The sequence below is a fragment of the Lentzea tibetensis genome (genome assembly GCF_007845675.1).
Taxonomy (GTDB): domain Bacteria; phylum Actinomycetota; class Actinomycetes; order Mycobacteriales; family Pseudonocardiaceae; genus Lentzea; species Lentzea tibetensis.
Genome location: NZ_VOBR01000001.1, coordinates 134,502 through 151,763 on the forward strand (window position 1 = coordinate 134,502; position 17,262 = coordinate 151,763).

Below are 17,262 nucleotides of genomic sequence, written 5' to 3' on the forward strand. Positions count from 1 at the left end.
TCCATCTACGTGGTGGCAAGGGCGATCTTGCGGTGGTCCCAGCTGACGACCTTGGTGGGGCGAAAGAGGACGGCGACGCGCTTGGACATCGCGTGGCGCATGCCTTCGCGACCGGACTCGTCGAGCGGGCCGATGTTGCGCGCCACCACCGCGTTGACCACGCGCGCGATGACGGCGGGGTCGTCGGAGACCTCGGCGGTGCCCTCCATGTGAACGCCGCGCAGGTCGCCGTACTCCTCCCCACTCTCGACGAGTGCGCTCATCCGGGGTTCGCGGCGCAGGTTCACGATCTTCTGCGAGTTGCGGTCCGTGCAGAACACGATGTCGCCGTCGAGCACGGCGAACCACATCGGCGCGAGGTGCGGCAGGCCGCTGCGGCCGAGGCTCGCCACGACCAGCGTCCGCTGTTCGTCCAGGAACGCGTGGACCTCGGCCTTCGACATGCGGATGTGCTCACGCATTGTCGCGCAGCTTTCGCTTGTACAGCTTGCCGTTCGGGTCGCGGGGCAGCTCGGCGACGTAGTCGATCGACTTGGGGAGCTTGAACTTCGCGAGTCGCGTGCCCGCGAACGCGAGCAGCTCCTCGGTGAGCTCCGCGCCGGGCTCGACGCCGTCCGCGAGCTGGATCACGGCCTTGATCTCCTCACCCCAGTCGGGATGCGGCACGCCGAACACCGCCACGTCCGCCACCTTGGGGTGGCACACGAGCTCACCCTCGATCTCCGCCGGGTAGATGTTCACGCCGCCGGATATGATCATGTCGCTCTTGCGGTCGCAGAGGAAGAGATAACCGTCTGCGTCCAAATAACCGATATCCCCGAGTGTGAACAGGTTGCCGACGCGCGCGGCACGGGTCTTCTCGGCGTCCTTGTGGTACTCGAAGGTCGCGGTGCCCATCCGCATGTAGACCAGGCCGCGCTCGTCCGGCGCGAGCTCGGTGCCGTCCTCGGCGAGGATCTTCACCTCGGACGTCGGCCACGGCAGTCCGACCGATCCCGGTTTGCGCAGCCACTCCTCGGCGGAGATCGCGGTGCCGCCGCCCTCGGTCGCCGCGTAGTACTCGATCACGACCGGGCCCCACCACTCGAGCATCCGGCGCTTGACCTCGATCGGGCACGGCGCCGCACCGTGGATCATCGTGCGCAGCGACGACAGGTCGTAGCGCGAGCGCACGTCGTCCGGGAGCGCGAGCAGCCGGTGGAACTGGGTCGGCACCATGTGGCTGTGCGTCACCCGGTACCGCTCGATCAGCCGCAGCATCTCCTCGGGTTTCCAGTGGTCCATCAGCACCGCGGTGTGCCCGAGCTGGATCGAGATGACGACGAAGTTGAGCACCGCCGTGTGGTAGAGCGGTGATCCGCACAGGTGGACGTGCCCGTCGAACGGCTTGATGCCGAAGATGCCGAAGATGCCGAAGAACCACGGTGCCGCAGGCGCGACGACGTCCGGGTCGGCCCCGGTCAACGGCCTGCGCACGCCCTTCGGCCTGCCGGTCGTGCCCGAGGTGTAGAGCATCGGCGAACCGGACGTGCGCACGTCCGGCCGTCCCTCCGGCTCGTTCTCCCCCAGCCTGCTCAACGGCTGGAACCCGGCGACCTCGCCGACCGCGAACCGCGCCTCGCTCGGGAGCCCGGCACGTGCCGCGGCATCCGCGGCGACCTCGGCGAAGCGCTCGTGCGCGATGAAGGCCTTGGCGCCGCTGTCCTCCACGAGGTACGCGACCTCGGGCCCGACCAGGTGCCAGTTGACCATCACGACGTACAGGCCGGTCTGCAACGCGGCGAAGTACACGGCCACGAGCTCGGCGCTGTTGGGCAGCATCAGCACGATGCTGTCGCCGGGCTCCAGCCCCATGGCCTGCAAGCCGCGTCCGTACCGGTCAGCCGCCGCCGCCAGTTCGCGGTACGTGAGCTCCTTGCCGTCCGGGTCGACCAGCGCGCACTGGTCGGGGTGCGCGGCGGCGATGTTCCAGAGTCCGGTCACAAGCGCTCCCGTCTTGTCGCTACATCAGGTCAAATTAGAACCTGTTTCACTGGATGGCAAGCGTCGGCCACGGCGCGGATCGACGCCTCGTCCCAGCACCCGACCAGCAACGTGGACACTCCGGCGGCCTCCCAGCGCGCGACCTCCGCGCGCACCTCGTCCGTCGTCCCGACGATGGTGATCTCGGCGACCAGTTCGTCCGGAACCGCCTGTGCGGCCTCGTCCTTGCGGCCCGCCTGGTAGAGCCGCCCGACGTCGGCGACGACCTCGCCGTATCCCATGCGGGTGAAGACCTCGGCGTGGAAGTTCATGCCCGGCGCGCCCATTCCGCCGATGTACAAAGCGACCATGGGCTTGAGGTGCGCTCGCACAGCGGGCGCGTCGTCGGTGACGACGACCTGGCACGTCGCGGCGATCTCGAAGTTCTCCCTGGTCCTGCGCGCGTTCGGCCGGCCGAAGCCCTCGTCCAGCCACTCGTCGTACATCGGTGCGAGCCGTGGCGCGTAGTAGATCGCGAGCCAGCCGTCGGCGATCTCCGCGGCCAGTGCCACGTTCTTCGGGCCCTCCGCGCCGAGCCAGATGGGCAGGTCCGCGCGCAGCGGATGGGTGATCGGGCGCAACGGCTTGCCCAGCCCGAGTGCGCCAGGCCCCTGGTACGGCAACGGATAGTGCGGGCCGTCGTTGCTCACCGGCTGCTCGCGGGCGAGCACCTTGCGGACGATGTCGACGTACTCCCTGGTCCTGGCAAGGGGTTTGGCGAACGGCTGGCCGTACCAGCCCTCCACCACCTGCGGTCCGGACACGCCGAGTCCCAGCACGAACCGGCCACCGGACAGGTGGTCGAGCGTGAGCGCGTGCATCGCGCAGGCGGCCGGCGTGCGGGCCGACATCTGCACGACGGACGTGCCCAACCGGACGCGCGACGTGCCAGAACCCCACCACGCCAACGGGGTGAAGGCGTCCGATCCCCACGCCTCCGCCGCGAACACCGCGTCGAACCCGGCCTCCTCGGCCGCGCGCACCAGATCCGGGGCGTTGGCGGGCGGTCGCGCGCCCCAGTAACCGAGCTGCAGACCGAGCTTCATACCTGGCATCTTGCCACGATTTCGAGAACCTGTTTCACTTCGATCTGTGACCAAGCCGCTCAGTGCGCCGCTCGAGGTTGGCTTCGACTACACGCGTTCGCTCGGCCCGACACTGAGCCGGTTCATGACGGGCCTGCGGCAGCGCAGGGTGACCGGCGTGCGCGGCTCGGACGGCCGGGTGCACGTGCCACCGGTGGAGTACGACCCGGTGACCGCAGAACCGCTGACCGAGCACGTGGACGTCGCGTCGACGGGTGTGGTGCGGAGCTGGTCGTGGGCCGCAGAGCCGCTGGAGGGCCAGCCGCTCTCGACCCCGTTCGCGTGGGCGTTGATCCAGCTCGACGGCGCGGACACCTCGTTGCTGCACGCCGTGGACGCCGGTTCCGCTGAGCAGATGCGCACCGGAGCGCGGGTGCGCGCCCGCTGGGCCGCGGAACGGGTCGGCGCCATCACCGACATCGAGTGCTTCGAGATCTCCGACGAGCCGGGCGATCCGTCCGTCCCCGGCGACGAGGTCACCATGATCACCACGCCGGTGCGGCTCCACTACACGCACAGCGCTTCGCCGGTGGAGAGCGCGTTCCTGCGCGGTCTCATCGAGGGGCGCCTGCTCGGCCAGCGCTGCCCGGCGTGCGGCAAGGTTTACGTGCCGCCGCGGCCGGCCTGCCCCACCGACGGCGTGCCGACCACCGACGAGGTGGAGCTGCCCGACCGCGGGACCGTCACCACCTTCTGCATCGTCAACGTGCCGTTCCTCGGCCAGCGGATCAAACCGCCGTACGTCGCGGCGTACGTGCTGCTCGACGGCGCGGACATCCCGTTCCAGCACCTGGTGCTCGGCTGCGCGGCCGACGAGGTGCGGATGGGCATGCGCGTCGAGGCGGTGTGGAAACCCCGCGAGGAGTGGGGTCCGACGATGCAGAACATCGACCACTTCCGCCCATCCGGTGAGCCGGACGCGTCGTTCGACACCTATTCCCAGCACCTGTGAGGAGGTCGGTGTGCCCAACAGCGCTCCAGAAATCGCCATCGTCGGATTCGCGCAGACACCGTGCGTGCGCAGCACCACCGGCACCACCAACGGTGTCGAGATGCTCGTGCCCATCTTCCACGAGGTGCTCGGCGGGCTCGGTCTGTCCAAAACGGACATAGGGTTCTGGTGCTCCGGCTCGTCGGACTACCTGGCCGGGCGGGCGTTCTCGTTCGTGTCGGCCGTCGACGCGATCGGCGCGTTCCCGCCGATCGTCGAGTCGCACGTCGAGATGGACGCCGCGTGGGCGTTGTACGAGGCGTACGTGAAGCTGCTGACCGGCGAGGCGGAGACCGCGCTCGTGTACGGCTTCGGCAAGTCGTCGGCGGGCCAGCTGCGCCGGGTGCTCGCGATGCAGCTCGACCCGTACCTGGTGACACCGCTGTGGCCGGACTCGATCGGGCTGGCGGGCATCCAGGCGCGGATGGGCATCGAGAGCGGTCTGTGGAGCGAGCGCGCGATGGCCGAGGTCGCCGCGCGCAGCCGCGCGGACGCGATGTCGAACCCGCTGGCGCAGTTCTCGGGTGCGGTGGACGTGGAGTCGTTGCTGGCTGAGCCCTACCTCGCGGATCCGTTGCGACGGCACGACTGCGCGCCGATCACCGACGGCGCGGCAACGATCGTGCTGGCGGCCGGTGACCGCGCGCGCGAGCTGTGTTCGCGACCCGCGTGGATCACCGGTTTCGAGCACCGCGTCGACTCGCCGTCGCTGGGTGGCCGCGACCTCACCACGTCCGCGTCGGCCGTGGCCGCGGGCAAGGCCGCTGGCGCCGATCGCATCGACGTGGCCGAGTTGCACGCGCCGTTCACGCACCAGGAGCTGTTGTTGCGCCAGGCGCTGGGGCTAGGCGACGAGGTGAAGGTCAACCCGTCCGGCGGCGCGTTGTGCGGCAACCCGATGTTCGCGGCCGGTCTGGCGCGGATCGGTGAGGCCGCTCGGCGGGTGCTGTCGGGCGAGGCGGAACGCGTGCTCGGGCACGCGACCAGCGGGCCGCTGCTGCAGCAGAACCTGGTCTGCGTCATGGAAGGACGGGACTGATGGCCGTGCAACTGGCGGCGGTGGTCGGCACCGGCCAGACCCACCACGCCGCGAAGCGCCTGGACGTGTCGATGGCCGGTCTCTGCCGCGAGGCGGTGGACCGCGCGATGGCCGACGCGGGCGTGGACTGGCCGGACATCGACGCGGTGGTGGTGGGCAAGGCGCCGGACCTGTTCGAGGGCGTGATGATGCCCGAACTGTTCCTGGCCGACGCGTTGGGCGCCAACGGCAAACCGCTGCTCCGCGTGCACACCGCGGGTTCCGTCGGCGGCTCGACGGCGAACGTCGCCGCCAGTCTGGTCAGGTCTGGTGTGCACCAGCGCGTGCTGGCGGTGGCGTTCGAGAAGCAGTCCGAGTCGAACGCGATGTGGGCGCTGTCCGTGCCCACCCCGTTCACCATGCCGGTGCACGCGGGCGCGGGCGGCTACTTCGCCCCGCACGTCCGCTCGTACATCCGCCGCGCGGGCGCTCCCGAGCACATCGGCGCGATGGTCGCGGTGAAGGATCGCCGCAACGGCAGCCGCAACCCCTACGCCCACCTGCGCCAGCCCGACATCACCCTCGAGTCCGTGCAGGCCTCGGCCATGCTGTGGGACCCGATCCGCTACGACGAGACGTGCCCCTCCTCCGATGGCGCCTGCGCGGTCGTCATCTCCTCATCGGCTACCACTGGCCAACCCGCGTGGATCCACGCGACGGCGATGCGCACCGAGCCGACGACGTTCGCGGGCCGCGACCAGGTCAACCCGCAGGCGGGCCAGGACGCCGCGCACGCGCTGTGGAAGCAGGCTGGCATCCGCGATCCGCTGTCCGAAGTGGACGTGGCCGAGATCTACGTGCCGTTCTCGTGGTTCGAACCGATGTGGCTGGAGAACCTGGGTTTCACCGACGTCGGTCAGGGCTGGAAACTGACCGAGGCGGGCGAGACCGAGATCGGCGGCCGCCTCCCGGTGAACCCGAGCGGCGGCGTCCTGTCGTCGAACCCGATCGGCGCGTCGGGCATGCTCCGCTTCGCCGAGGCGGCGATGCAGGTGATGGGCCGCGCGGGCGACCACCAGGTCGACCGCGCGCGGGTTGCCCTGGGCCACGCGTACGGCGGCGGTTCCCAGTTCTTCGCGATGTGGGTCGTCAGTTCGGAGAAGCCATGAAGTTCACCCTGGGCATCGCCATGAGCCCACTGGACCAACTGACCGAGCTGGCCCGCACCGCCGAGGAGTGGGGCTACTCGTCGATCGCACTACCGGACTCCCTGTTCTACTCGGAGAAGGTGTCCGCCGAGTACCCCTACACCCCCGACGGTTCCCGCATGTGGAACGAGGACACCCCGTGGGTCGACCCGATGGTCGCCGCCGCCGCCATGGGCGCCGTCACCTCGCACATCCGCTTCTACACCCAGGTGCTGAAGCTGGGTTCCCGCAACCCCTTGCTCCTCGCGAGGCAGGTGGGTTCGGTGGCGAACATGATCGGCAACCGCTTCGGCCTGGGCGTCGGCCTCGGCTGGGCCCCGGAGGAGTTCGAGTGGTGCGGCGCACCGTTCGCCGATCGAGGCAAACGCGTCGACGAGATGATCGACGTCCTGCGCCTGGTGCTCGGCGGCGGCATGGTGGAGTACCACGGCTCGTTCTTCGACTTCGATCGCTTGCAGATGAGCCCGGCCCCGTCCGCTCCAGTCCCCCTCTACATCGGCGGCCACAGCCCCGCAGCCCTCCGCCGCGCCGCCCGCGTGGGCGACGGCTGGACGTCAGCAATGATCAAGTTCGCCGACCTGCGCTCGACCATCACCCGCTTGGACGAGCTGGGAGCCTTCGACAAGCCGTTCGAGATCCAGGCGGTGTGCATCGACCGCTTCGGCCTGGACGGCTACCGCCAGCTGGCGGACATCGGCGTGACCGACGCGATCGTGGTGCCGTGGCTGTTCTACGGCGTCGGCTTCGACGGTCCCCTGCAGGCGAAGAAGGACGGCATCCGCCGGTTCGCCGACGAGGTCATCAACCGCCTGTAGAGGAGCACTCCCTTGACCGCGATCACCTGGACGGCCTCACAAACCGAGACGCCGGCGCGCGTCGCCTCCTGGCGCTCCATGGACGCGGTCACCCGCGGGGCGAAGGACGAGTGGCTCGCGCTGTTCGCCGCTGATGGCGTCGTCGAGGACCCGGTAGGTCCGTCGATGTTCTCGCCGGACGGGTCCGGACACCACGGGCACGACGGGCTGTCCGCCTTCTGGGACAAGGCCATCGCGCTGGCGGAACGGTTCGAGTTCGCCATGCACGACTCGTTCGCCGCTGGGGACGAGGTCGCCAACGTCGGGACCATCAGCGCGTTCCTGCCCGGCGGGCATCGCGTCGACACCGAGGGCGTGTTCGTCTACCGCGTGGGGCCCGACGGCCTGATCAAGTCGATGCGTGCGTTCTGGGAGACCGACCGGGCGATGGCCACTCTCCGGCAGGTCTGATGCCTGCCGGTGATGCGGGGCTTGGGTTCTCGGTGTGGGCGGGGAAGTTTGTTCTGATCATTCGGCTGCCGGTTTGTGCTCGGGGGCCGCACCCGTTGGGCAGTGCGGAAGTCGGCAATGCGGCGGGCGCTCCTTCTTTGAGCTCGTGCCGGAAGTGCGGTGGTCACCTGCCCAACCGGCGGTTGCGTGGTGGGCACGACGGCACAGGCAGGAACCAAGGGGGCACGACGAAACCAGCAGGTACCAAAAGAAAAGAGCGCCCGCCGCACTCCCAACCCTCGCACTGCCAACCGGGCGCGGCCCCACAACCCAAACCGGCAGCCGAACGATCCCAAGCATCCGAAGGGCCGGGGTGGGGAGGGGCTCGCGGATCAGGCGCAGCCTTGCCACATCGAAAAGTCCCCGTCAAGGCAGCTTTTCCGCCTTGACGGGGACTTTTCGATGTGGCCACCTCTGGTGATCCGCGAGCCCCTCCCCACCTCACACCGCAAAGCCGCAATCAGGCGTAGTGGACCTGAAACTCCTTGATCCCGTTCAGCCACCCGGACCGCAACCGCCGAGGCTCGGCAGCCTGCCGGATGTTGGGCATGTGGTCGGCAATGGCGTTGAAGATCAGGTCGATCTCGAGCCGAGCGAGGTTGGCCCCGAGACAGAAGTGCGTCCCACTACCACCGAACCCCAGATGCGGGTTGGGGTCCCGCGTGATGTCGAACTTCTCCGGCGCCTCAAAGACGTCCTCGTCGAAGTTCGCGGACGAGTAGAACAGCCCGACCCGCTGCCCCTGCTTGATCTCCATCCCGCCCAGAACCGTGTCCTCCAGCGCGGTGCGCTGGAACGACACGACCGGAGTGGCCCAGCGAACGATCTCGTCAGCAGCCGTCTTGGGCCGCGTGGCCTTGAACAGCTCCCACTGGTCGGGGTGGTCGAGGAACGCCTTCATCCCGTGTGAGATGGCGTTGCGGGTCGTCTCGTTCCCGGCTACCGCCAGCAGCAGCACGAAGAAGCCGAACTCCTCCGACGCCAGGCCTGCACCGTCCACATCGGCCTGAACCAGCTTGGTGACGATGTCGTCGCGCGGGCAGCCGCGCCGGTCCTCGGCCATGGTCCACGAGTAGCCGAGCAGCTCGGTTGCGGCCTCGAGCGGCTCGCCGACGAAGTCGGGGTCGTCGTAGGAGATCATCTGGTTGGACCAGTCGAAGATCTTGCGGCGGTCGTCCTGGGGGATGCCGATCAGCTCGGCGATCGCCTGCAGCGGCAGCTCGCACGCGACGTCGGACACGAAGTCCCCGCTGCCCCGCTCCAGCGCCTCGGTGACGATTCCCTCGGCACGCGCGTTCAGTGCGGCCTGCAGGTTGTTGATCGCCTTCGGGGTGAAGCCGCGGGACACGATGCCGCGCAGCTTGGTGTGCGTGGGCGGGTCCATGTTGAGCAGCAGGAGACGCTGCATCTCGATGCGGTCGCGCGGCATGTCGTCCTGGAACCGGATGATCGCCGTGTTCTCCCAGCTGGAGTAGACGTCGCTGTTGCGCGACACCTCCTTGACCTCCGCGTGCCGGGAGACGACCCAGAAGCCCTCGTCCGAGAACCCGCCCGACCCGGCGGGCTTGGGGTGCCACCACACGGGCGCGGTGCGGCGGAGTTCGGCGAACTCGTCGAGCGGTAGTCGCTGCGCGTACATGTCGGGGTCGGTGAAGTCGAAGCCATCCGGAATGCGCGGCATGCTCACGGCTACCTCCGATGTGTAACACGTTCTAGTGGATTCAAGCACAGGTTCGCTCATGTTTGAAGGGCTGGACAGGCGATCGCTGTTCAGGTCAAGAACGTGTTCTAATTCTGGTCTTGGCGCGGTGAGAGGAGACCCACGTGGGCAGCCCGGTGATCGTGGAGGCGGTGCGCACGCCGATCGGCAAGCGCAACGGGTGGTTGTCGGGGCTGCACGCCGCCGAACTGCTCGGTGCGGCGCAGCGCGGGCTGGTCGATCGCACCGGAATCGACGCGTCGTGCGTCGAGCAGGTCATCGGTGGGAGCGTGACGCAGGCGGGCGAGCAGTCGAACAACATCACCCGGACCGCCTGGCTGCACGCGGGGCTGCCGCACGCCACCGGCTGCATGACCGTGGACTGCCAGTGCGGGTCGGCGCAGCAGTCGACGCACCTGGTCGCCGGGCTCATCGCCACCGGCGCGATCGACGTCGGCATCGCCTGCGGGGTCGAGGCCATGAGCCGGGTTCCCTTGCGCAGCAACGTCGGCGGTGACGCGGGGATGCCGCGGCCCGAGTCGTGGACGATCGACCTGCCCAACCAGTTCGTTGCGGCGGAACGGATCGCGGCGCGGCGCGGCATCGGGCGCGAGGAGGTCGACCGGTTCGGCGTGCGCTCGCAGGTGCGGGCCGCCCGTGCGTGGGAGGCCGGACACTTCACCCGCGAGGTCATACCGGTGAAGGTCGGCGACCAGTTGGTCGAACGCGACCAGGGGCTCAGGGAGACGAGCCTCGAGTCGCTCGCGGGCCTCAAACCGGTGCTGGAGGACGGCGTGCACTCGGCGGGCACGTCGTCGCAGATCTCGGACGGCGCATCGGCCGTGATGGTCGCGGACGCGGACTGGGCGCGCGCGCACGGGTTGCGGCCGCGGGCGCGCATCGTGGCGCAGTGCCTCGTCGGTTCGGATCCGTACTACCACCTCGACGGGCCGGTCGACGCGACCGCCAGAGTGCTGGAGCGCAGCGGGATGAAGATCGGTGACGTAGACCTGTTCGAGGTCAACGAGGCGTTCGCGAGCGTTGTCCTGTCCTGGGCGGGCGTGCATCGACCAGACCTCGACAAGGTCAACGTCAACGGTGGCGCGATCGCGTTGGGCCATCCGGTGGGCAGCACCGGAACCCGCCTCATCACCACCGCGCTGCACGAGTTGGAGCGCCGTGACGCCACCACCGCACTCATCACGATGTGCGCCGGGGGCGCACTCGCGACGGGCACCATCATCGAGCGGATTTGACTCTGGCAGAGTGTCGCCCCATGAGCTCGTCGGTGTACGTCGCGCCCTTGCACTTGGCCGAGCTGGATTGGGCGCGCTCGGCCACCTTTTCGCGTGGCGTTCCAGAACAGTTGCCAGCCCCGGTGCCGCTTCCTCTCGTCGTGGACGTGCTCGCCGCGCTCACGGACGCCAAGTGCCACGGCACTCCGTGGTTCGAGGTGCGAGACCTCGCGGCCAGACTGCCAACCTGTCCGGATCCGGCCACGTGCAAGGGTCTCGACCTAGGTGAAGTCAGCTTCCACGCGGAAGGGGACGCGGTGCTGCGCGCGGGCACGCCCGTGGAAACGGTGTCGTTCCGCAAGCCGTCCGGCAGGGCAGTCCTGCACGCGGCGTGCGCGCTGACCGTGGTCGCCGGTCCGGTGTTCGTGTTCGACGACAGCGCGGCGCGCGTGTTCGTGGTCCAGCCGGGTACCCGGCCGGAGGACATCGCGTCGCAGTGGCCTTGGTAGGTCAGGCTCCGTAGACGGGGACCTGGTGGTCGTCAGCCAACAGCTTGCGCACCACCGGCCCCAGCTCGGACGGCTCCCAGCGCGCGCCCTTGTCCACCACGGCGCCGTGCTGCCAGCCCTGCGCGACCGAGATCCGGCCGCCGTCGACCTCGAACATCCGCCCCGTCACGTCACCGGCTTCCTCACTCGCCAGCCACACCACCAGCGGTGACACGTTCTCCGGCGCCATCTCGTCGAACCCGCCGTCCGGCGCGGCCATCGTCGAGGCGAACACCTGTTCCGTCATCCGGGTGCGGGCCGCGGGCGCGATGGCGTTCACCGTGATGCCGTAACGCGCCAGCTCAGCGGCCGCCACCAAGGTCATCGCGGCGATACCGGCCTTGGCTGCGGAGTAGTTGACCTGACCGACGCTGCCGAACAGCCCAGCGCCGGAACTGGTGTTGATGACCCGTCCGGACACCGCTCCACCGGCCTTCTGCGTCGCACGCCAGTGCGCGGCCGCGTGGTGCAGCGGCGCGAAGTGCCCCTTCAGGTGCACCCGCACGACCTCGTCCCACTCGTCCTCGCCGAGGTTGACGAGCATCCGGTCGCGCACGAAGCCCGCGTTGTTGACCAGCACGTCCAGCCCGCCGAACGCCTGCAGCGCGGTGTTGACCAGCCGACCGGCGCCGGCCCACGTGCCGACGTCGTCGGTGTTCACCACCGCGGCGGAACCGATCTCGGCGGCGACCTCGGCGGCGGGACCTGGTGACAGGTCGTTCACGACGACCCGAGCCCCGGCCTCGGCGAACGCCAGCGCGTGCGCGCGGCCGATGCCGCGGCCCGCTCCGGTCACGATGACAACGCGGTCCACGCACAGGCTCACGACGGCTCCTCTTCCGAGTTTGACGCGGCGTTGGACGCGGCCAGGAAGGCGGGCACCTCTCCCCCGCCGTGCACCAGCAACGTGGCGCCGCTGACGTAGGACGCCAGCGGCGAGGCGAGGAACACCGCGCACCCGCCGATGTCGTCCGGTGAGGCCAATCGGCCCAACGGCACCGTTCGCGCCACGGCGGCGATGCCTTCTTCGTTGCCGTAGTGCAGATGCGACTGCTCCGTCCGCACCATCCCCACGTTCAGCGAGTTCACCCGCACCTTGGGCGCCCACTCGACGGCGAGCGACGCGGTCAGGTTGTCCAGGCCGGCCTTCGCCGCTCCATAGGCCGCGGTGCCCGGCGACGGGCGACGAGCGCTGACGCTCGACACCATCACGATGGCCCCGCCGGAAGGCTGTTGCTGCATCACGGCGTTCGCGGCCTGCGACACCAGCAGCGGCGCGAGCAGGTTCAGCTCGACGACCTTCTGGTGGAACCGCGGCGACGCCGTCGCAGCGGACGCGTAGGGCGCGCCGCCCGCGTTGTTCACCAGCACGTCCACCCGGCCGTGCCGCGACACGACGGTCGACATCAGCTCGGAGACCTGCTCGGCGTCCCGCACGTCGCACGGCAGGAACGAGGTGCCGGGCACCTCCGACTCACGCCGGGCGCACGTCACCACAACGGCTCCGGCGCGGACGAACGCGCGGCTGATCCCTGCTCCCACGCCGCGCACTCCGCCCGTCACCAGGACGACTGCTCCCTCGAGGTCGAGTTCCACGCACACCTACCCCTGGTCGCTCACGCACTGGTAAGTTACCAAGCAATCGCTTGGTTCGGAAGGCGGCCCAATGGGAATCTCCAGCAGCCACACCGAAAACGGCCTCGTCGAGGTGACCATCGACTACCCGCCGGTGAACGCGGTGCCCGCGCAGGGCTGGTTCGACATCGCCGACGCGATCACGAAGGCCGGTGACGACCCGGACACGCGCGTGGTCATCCTCAGGGCCGAGAACCGCGGGTTCTGCGCGGGCGTCGACCTCAAGGAGATCCAGCGCGCGACGGGGCACGAGGCCCTGCTCGCCGCGAACCGGGGCTGCGCAAGGGCGTTCGGCGCCGTGTACGACTGCGCGGTGCCGGTCATCGCCGCGGTGCACGGGTTCTGCCTCGGCGGAGGCGTCGGCCTGGTCGGCAACGCGGATGTCGTGGTGGCGTCGGATGATGCGACGTTCGGCCTGCCCGAGGTGGATCGCGGCGCGCTGGGCGCGGCGACCCACCTGGCGCGACTCGTGCCGCAACACCTGATGCGCGCGTTGTACTACACCGCGCGCTCGATCGGCGCGCAGGCGTTGCACCACCACGGCAGCGTCTACCAGGTCGTCCGCCGCGACGAGCTGGACGCGGCCGCGCGGGAGCTCGCGCGGGACATCGCCGCGAAGGACACCAGGGTCATCCGCCGCGCCAAGGAGGCCATCAACGGCATCGACGCGCAGGCGGTGCACCACAGCTACCGCTTCGAGCAGGGATTCACCTTCGAGCTCAACCTGACCGGCGTGTCCGACGACGCCCGGCAGGCGTTCCTCAACGGGGGAAAGGCCAATGCGCGACAAGCGAATGACACCTGACGAGGTCGTCGCCGAGCTGCACGACGGCATGACGATCGGCATCGGCGGCTGGGGATCTCGGCGCAAGCCGATGGCACTCGTCCGCGCGATGCTCCGATCGCCGCTCAAGGACCTCACCGTCGTGTCGTACGGCGGACCGGACGTCGGGCTGCTGTGCGCGGCGGGCAAGGTGCGCAAGCTCGTCTACGGGTTCGTCAGCCTCGACACCATCGCCTACGACCCGTTGTTCCGGCGCGCCAGGGAAACCGCATCGATCGACGTGCTCGAGCTCGACGAGGGCATGTTCCAGTGCGGCCTGCGCGCGGCCGGGCACCGGTTGCCGTTCCTGCCGATCCGCGCCGGGCTCGGTTCGGACGTCCTGCGCCTGGCACCCGGACTGCGCACGGTGCGCTCGCCGTACGACGGCGAGGAGCTGGTCGCGATGCCCGCGCTGCACCTGGACGCCGCACTCGTGCACCTCAACCGCGCGGACCGGCACGGCAACGCCCAGTACCTCGGCCCCGACCCGTACTTCGACGACCTGTTCTGCCTGGCCGCGAAGAAGCGGTACGTCTCGTGCGAGCGCATCGTCGACACCGCCGACCTGACCGCCGACGCACCGGTGCAGACGTTGCTGCTCAACCGGTTGATGGTCGACGGCGTCGTCGAGACGCCGGGTGGCGCGCACTTCACCAGCTGCGTCCCGGACTACGGGCGCGACGAGGAGTTCCAGCGGCGCTACGCCGAGGCCGCGAGCGATCCGGAGAAGTGGCCGGGCTTCGTCGACCGGTTCCTGTCCGGAACCGAGGCCGACTACCTGGAGATGGCGCATGGGTGACGTGACGAGGGCCGAGGTCTGCGCGGCCGCGTGCGCGGACCTGTTCGCGGGCGCGGGCGAGACGCTGGCCAGCCCGATGGGCCTGCTCCCGTCGCTCGGCGCGCGGCTGGCCAGGCTGACCACTGAGCCAGACCTGCTGCTGTCCGACGGCGAAGCGTTCCTGCTCACCAGTGAGTCCACTGTGGAGGGCTGGCTGCCGTACCGGAAGGTGTTCGACGTCGTCGCGCACGGCCGCAGGCACGTGGTGATGGGTGCGAACCAGATCGACCGGTTCGGCAACCAGAACATCTCGTGCATCGGCGACCACGGCAAGCCGACGCGGCAGTTGCTCGGGTTCCGCGGCGCGCCCGGCAACACGATCAACCACCGGACCAGCTACTGGGTCCCGAAGCACGGCCCGCGCGTGTTCGTCGAGGCGGTCGACGTGATCTCCGGTGTGGGCTACGACAACGCCGTCGGGCCGTTCCACGACCTGCACCGCGTCGTCACGAACCTCGCGGTGCTGGACTTCGGCACCGCCGACCACTCGATGCGCATCGTGTCCGTGCACCCCGGCGTCGAGGTCGAGGACGTGCTGAGCCAGACCGGGTTCCCGCTGCACCACGACGACGTCGGCGAGACGAGGCTGCCGACCGACGAGGAGCTGGACCTGCTGCGCACCGTGCTCGACCCAGCGGGCAAACGGGACAGGGAAGTGCGCGAATGAAGACCGCGCTCACCGAGCTCGTCGGCGTGCGGCACCCGGTCGTGCAGACGGGCATGGGCTGGGTCGCCGGGCCACGCCTGGTCGCCGCCACCGCGGAAGCGGGCGGTCTCGGCATCCTCGCGTCGGCCACGATGAGCTACCCCGAGCTCGAAGCCGCCATCAAGGAGACCAAGCAACGCACGCGCAACCCGTTCGGCGTCAACCTGCGCGCCGACGCGACGGACGCGGCCGAGCGCGTCGAGCTGCTGATCCGCGAGAAGGTGCGGGTGGCCTCCTTCGCGCTCGCGCCGAAGCGGGAGATGATCAGCAGGCTCAGCGACGCCGGTGTCGTCGTCATCCCGTCCATCGGCGCGGCCAGGCACGCGGAGAAGGTCGCCGGGTGGGGCGCGCACGCCGTGATCGTGCAGGGCGGCGAGGGCGGCGGGCACACCGGCGGCGTCGCGACGACGTTGCTGTTGCCGAGCGTCCTCGACGCCGTCGACATCCCGGTGATCGCGGCAGGCGGCTTCTTCGACGGACGCGGGCTGGCCGCGGCGCTCGCATATGGAGCAGCGGGCATCGCGATGGGCACCCGGTTCCTGCTGACGCAGGAGAGCACCGTGCCGGACGCCGTCAAGCGATCCTATTTGGACAAGGGACTCGACGGCACGGTCGTGACCACGCGCGTCGACGGCATGCCGCACCGCGTGCTGCGCACCGAGCTCGTCGAGCACCTCGAACACGCGGGCCGGATCAGCGGCCTGGTGCGCGCGGTGGCGAACGCGGCGCGGTTCCGCAGGCACACCGGGTTGTCCTGGCTCGCCATGATCCGCGAGGGCATGGCCATGCGGCACGGCAGGGACCTGCGGTGGTCGCAGGTCATCATGGCCGCGAACACCCCGATGCTGCTGCGCTCCGGACTGGTCGAGGGCCGCACCGACGCCGGTGTGCTCGCGTCCGGTCAGGTCGTCGGCATGCTCGACGACCTGCCGACGTGCGCGGACCTGATCACCGGTGTGGTCGAGGAAGCGGAGAAGATCATCGCCAACCTCAGCCGAGTCGTTCGATGATGGTCACGTTGGCCTGACCGCCTCCCTCGCACATGGTCTGCAGCCCGTACCGGCCACCGGTGCGCTCCAGCTCGTGCAGCAGGGTCGTGGACAGCTTGGTGCCGGTCGCGCCGATCGGGTGGCCGAGCGCGATCGCTCCCCCGTTGACGTTGACCCGGTCCAGCGGCGCGCCGGTCTCCTTCGCCCACGCCAGCACGACGCTCGCGAACGCCTCGTTGACCTCGAACAGGTCGATGTCCGAGATGTCCATGCCCGCGCGGTCGAGCGCGTACCTGGTGGCCCTGATCGGCGCGGTGAGCATGTAGATCGGGTCACCGCCGCGCGCGGACAGGTGGTGCACCCGTGCCCGCGGCGTCAGCCGGTGCTCGCGCACCGCGCGTTCCGACGCCACGAGCACCGCGCTCGCGCCGTCGGAGATCTGGCTGGCCAGCGCGGCGGTGGTCCGGCCGCCCGGCCGCAACGGCTGGAGCGACGCCATCTTCTCCAGGCTGGTGTCCATGCGCGGGCACTCGTCCTGCGCCACCCCGTCGACCGGCGCGATCTCGCGGTCGAAGCGGCCCTCCTTGATGGCCGTGATGGCCCGCATGTGGCTGGTGTACGCGAACTCCTCCATCGCCTCGCGGGACAACGCCCACCGCGTCGCGATCAGGTCGGCCGCGCGGAACTGGGAGATCTCCTCGTCGCCGTAGCGGTGCTCCCAGCCCTCGCACCCGGCGACCGGCGTGGCGAAGCCGAACTCCGCACCGGCGGTCATCGCCGCGCCGATCGGGATGCGGCTCATGCTCTGCACCCCGCCGGCGACCACGAAGTCCGCAGTGCCGCTCATGACGGCCTGCGCCGCGAAGTGCAGCGCCTGCTGGCTCGACCCGCACTGCCGGTCGACGGTCACGCCGGGCACCTGCTCGGGGAAACCGGCGGCGAGCCAGGCCGTTCGCGCGATGTCACCGGCCTGCGGCCCGATCGTGTCCACGCACCCGAAGATCACGTCGTCGACGTCGGTCGGGTCGACGGTGACCCGGTTGAGCAGCGCGGTGATCACGTGAGCGCCGAGGTCGGCCGGGTGCAGGTGGCTCAGCGCGCCGTTGCGCCTGCACGCCGGTGTCCGCACAGCCTCGATGATGTACGCCTCGGACACGGGTA

General features: G+C 69.8%; 18 protein-coding genes. 11 read left to right on the top strand and 7 right to left on the bottom strand.

The window, feature by feature from the left end; all coding sequences use genetic code 11:
• Positions 1-5: 5 nt before the first annotated feature.
• From FKR81_RS00575 to FKR81_RS00585, 3 genes are read right to left on the bottom strand one after another with little or no spacing between them, the layout of a single operon-like run.
• Entirely contained in the window at positions 6-461 is a 456-nt protein-coding gene (locus FKR81_RS00575; RefSeq protein ID WP_146348884.1) for a pyridoxamine 5'-phosphate oxidase family protein, read from the bottom strand.
• The gene (locus FKR81_RS00580) at positions 454-1,983 is read right to left on the bottom strand and encodes an acyl-CoA synthetase (RefSeq protein WP_146348885.1); all 1,530 of its coding nucleotides are present in this window, start codon (positions 1,981-1,983) and stop codon (positions 454-456) included. The genes FKR81_RS00575 and FKR81_RS00580 overlap by 8 nt, the downstream gene beginning before the upstream one ends.
• A gap of 29 nt (positions 1,984-2,012) precedes the next feature.
• Positions 2,013-3,068, bottom strand: coding sequence for an LLM class F420-dependent oxidoreductase (locus FKR81_RS00585; protein WP_146348886.1), 1,056 nt, complete (start codon positions 3,066-3,068; stop codon positions 2,013-2,015).
• 46 nt (positions 3,069-3,114) lie between these two features.
• Here FKR81_RS00585 and FKR81_RS00590 point away from each other — a divergent pair, with 46 nt between their 5' ends.
• The 5 genes from FKR81_RS00590 to FKR81_RS00610 are packed head-to-tail and all read left to right on the top strand — an operon-like array spanning position 3,115 to position 7,589.
• Positions 3,115-4,059, top strand: coding sequence for a Zn-ribbon domain-containing OB-fold protein (locus FKR81_RS00590; RefSeq protein ID WP_235921165.1), 945 nt, complete (start codon positions 3,115-3,117; stop codon positions 4,057-4,059).
• A gap of 10 nt (positions 4,060-4,069) precedes the next feature.
• Positions 4,070-5,137, top strand: a complete 1,068-nt coding sequence (locus tag FKR81_RS00595; RefSeq protein WP_146348887.1) for a thiolase domain-containing protein — start codon at positions 4,070-4,072, stop codon at positions 5,135-5,137.
• Entirely contained in the window at positions 5,137-6,285 is a 1,149-nt protein-coding gene (locus FKR81_RS00600) for a thiolase domain-containing protein (protein WP_146348888.1), read from the top strand. The genes FKR81_RS00595 and FKR81_RS00600 overlap by 1 nt, the downstream gene beginning before the upstream one ends.
• Positions 6,282-7,139: a TIGR03619 family F420-dependent LLM class oxidoreductase gene (locus FKR81_RS00605; protein ID WP_146348889.1), complete on the top strand. Its 858-nt coding sequence runs from the start codon at positions 6,282-6,284 to the stop codon at positions 7,137-7,139. Before FKR81_RS00600 ends, FKR81_RS00605 begins: the two co-directional genes overlap by 4 nt.
• A 12-nt stretch (positions 7,140-7,151) precedes the next feature.
• Complete coding sequence (locus FKR81_RS00610; protein WP_235921166.1) at positions 7,152-7,589, top strand: nuclear transport factor 2 family protein; 438 nt, start codon at positions 7,152-7,154, stop codon at positions 7,587-7,589.
• A gap of 499 nt (positions 7,590-8,088) precedes the next feature.
• On the opposite strand, the gene FKR81_RS00615 is transcribed toward FKR81_RS00610, so the two are convergent.
• Entirely contained in the window at positions 8,089-9,315 is a 1,227-nt protein-coding gene (locus FKR81_RS00615; protein WP_146348890.1) for a cytochrome P450, read from the bottom strand.
• Positions 9,316-9,452: 137 nt separating this feature from the next.
• On the opposite strand from FKR81_RS00615, the gene FKR81_RS00620 reads away from it, so the two are divergent.
• Positions 9,453-10,583, top strand: coding sequence for a steroid 3-ketoacyl-CoA thiolase (locus tag FKR81_RS00620; RefSeq protein ID WP_146348891.1), 1,131 nt, complete (start codon positions 9,453-9,455; stop codon positions 10,581-10,583).
• Between the two features lie 122 nt (positions 10,584-10,705).
• Positions 10,706-11,071 carry a hypothetical protein gene (locus FKR81_RS00625; RefSeq protein WP_146348892.1) on the top strand — a complete coding sequence of 122 codons (366 nt, stop codon included), beginning with the start codon at positions 10,706-10,708 and terminating at the stop codon, positions 11,069-11,071.
• A 1-nt stretch (position 11,072) separates the two neighbouring features.
• Here FKR81_RS00625 and FKR81_RS00630 read toward each other — a convergent pair whose 3' ends face one another.
• Positions 11,073-11,936, bottom strand: a complete 864-nt coding sequence (locus FKR81_RS00630; RefSeq protein ID WP_146348893.1) for an SDR family oxidoreductase — start codon at positions 11,934-11,936, stop codon at positions 11,073-11,075.
• Positions 11,933-12,712 carry an SDR family oxidoreductase gene (locus tag FKR81_RS00635; RefSeq protein WP_146348894.1) on the bottom strand — a complete coding sequence of 260 codons (780 nt, stop codon included), beginning with the start codon at positions 12,710-12,712 and terminating at the stop codon, positions 11,933-11,935. Before FKR81_RS00635 ends, FKR81_RS00630 begins: the two co-directional genes overlap by 4 nt.
• A 64-nt stretch (positions 12,713-12,776) precedes the next feature.
• On the opposite strand from FKR81_RS00635, the gene FKR81_RS00640 reads away from it, so the two are divergent.
• The 4 genes from FKR81_RS00640 to FKR81_RS00655 are packed head-to-tail and all read left to right on the top strand — an operon-like array spanning position 12,777 to position 16,122.
• Positions 12,777-13,550, top strand: coding sequence for an enoyl-CoA hydratase family protein (locus tag FKR81_RS00640; protein ID WP_146348895.1), 774 nt, complete (start codon positions 12,777-12,779; stop codon positions 13,548-13,550).
• The gene (locus FKR81_RS00645) at positions 13,525-14,367 is read left to right on the top strand and encodes a CoA transferase subunit A (protein WP_146348896.1); all 843 of its coding nucleotides are present in this window, start codon (positions 13,525-13,527) and stop codon (positions 14,365-14,367) included. Before FKR81_RS00640 ends, FKR81_RS00645 begins: the two co-directional genes overlap by 26 nt.
• Positions 14,360-15,073, top strand: coding sequence for a CoA-transferase subunit beta (locus FKR81_RS00650; protein WP_146348897.1), 714 nt, complete (start codon positions 14,360-14,362; stop codon positions 15,071-15,073). The genes FKR81_RS00645 and FKR81_RS00650 overlap by 8 nt, the downstream gene beginning before the upstream one ends.
• The gene (locus FKR81_RS00655; RefSeq protein WP_146348898.1) at positions 15,070-16,122 is read left to right on the top strand and encodes an NAD(P)H-dependent flavin oxidoreductase; all 1,053 of its coding nucleotides are present in this window, start codon (positions 15,070-15,072) and stop codon (positions 16,120-16,122) included. The genes FKR81_RS00650 and FKR81_RS00655 overlap by 4 nt, the downstream gene beginning before the upstream one ends.
• On the opposite strand, the gene FKR81_RS00660 is transcribed toward FKR81_RS00655, so the two are convergent.
• Positions 16,103-17,257 (bottom strand): acetyl-CoA C-acetyltransferase, encoded by a 1,155-nt coding sequence (locus FKR81_RS00660; protein WP_146348899.1) that lies wholly within the window; start codon positions 17,255-17,257, stop codon positions 16,103-16,105. The two genes, FKR81_RS00655 and FKR81_RS00660, sit on opposite strands and share 20 nt — an antisense overlap.
• Positions 17,258-17,262: the final 5 nt, after the last annotated feature.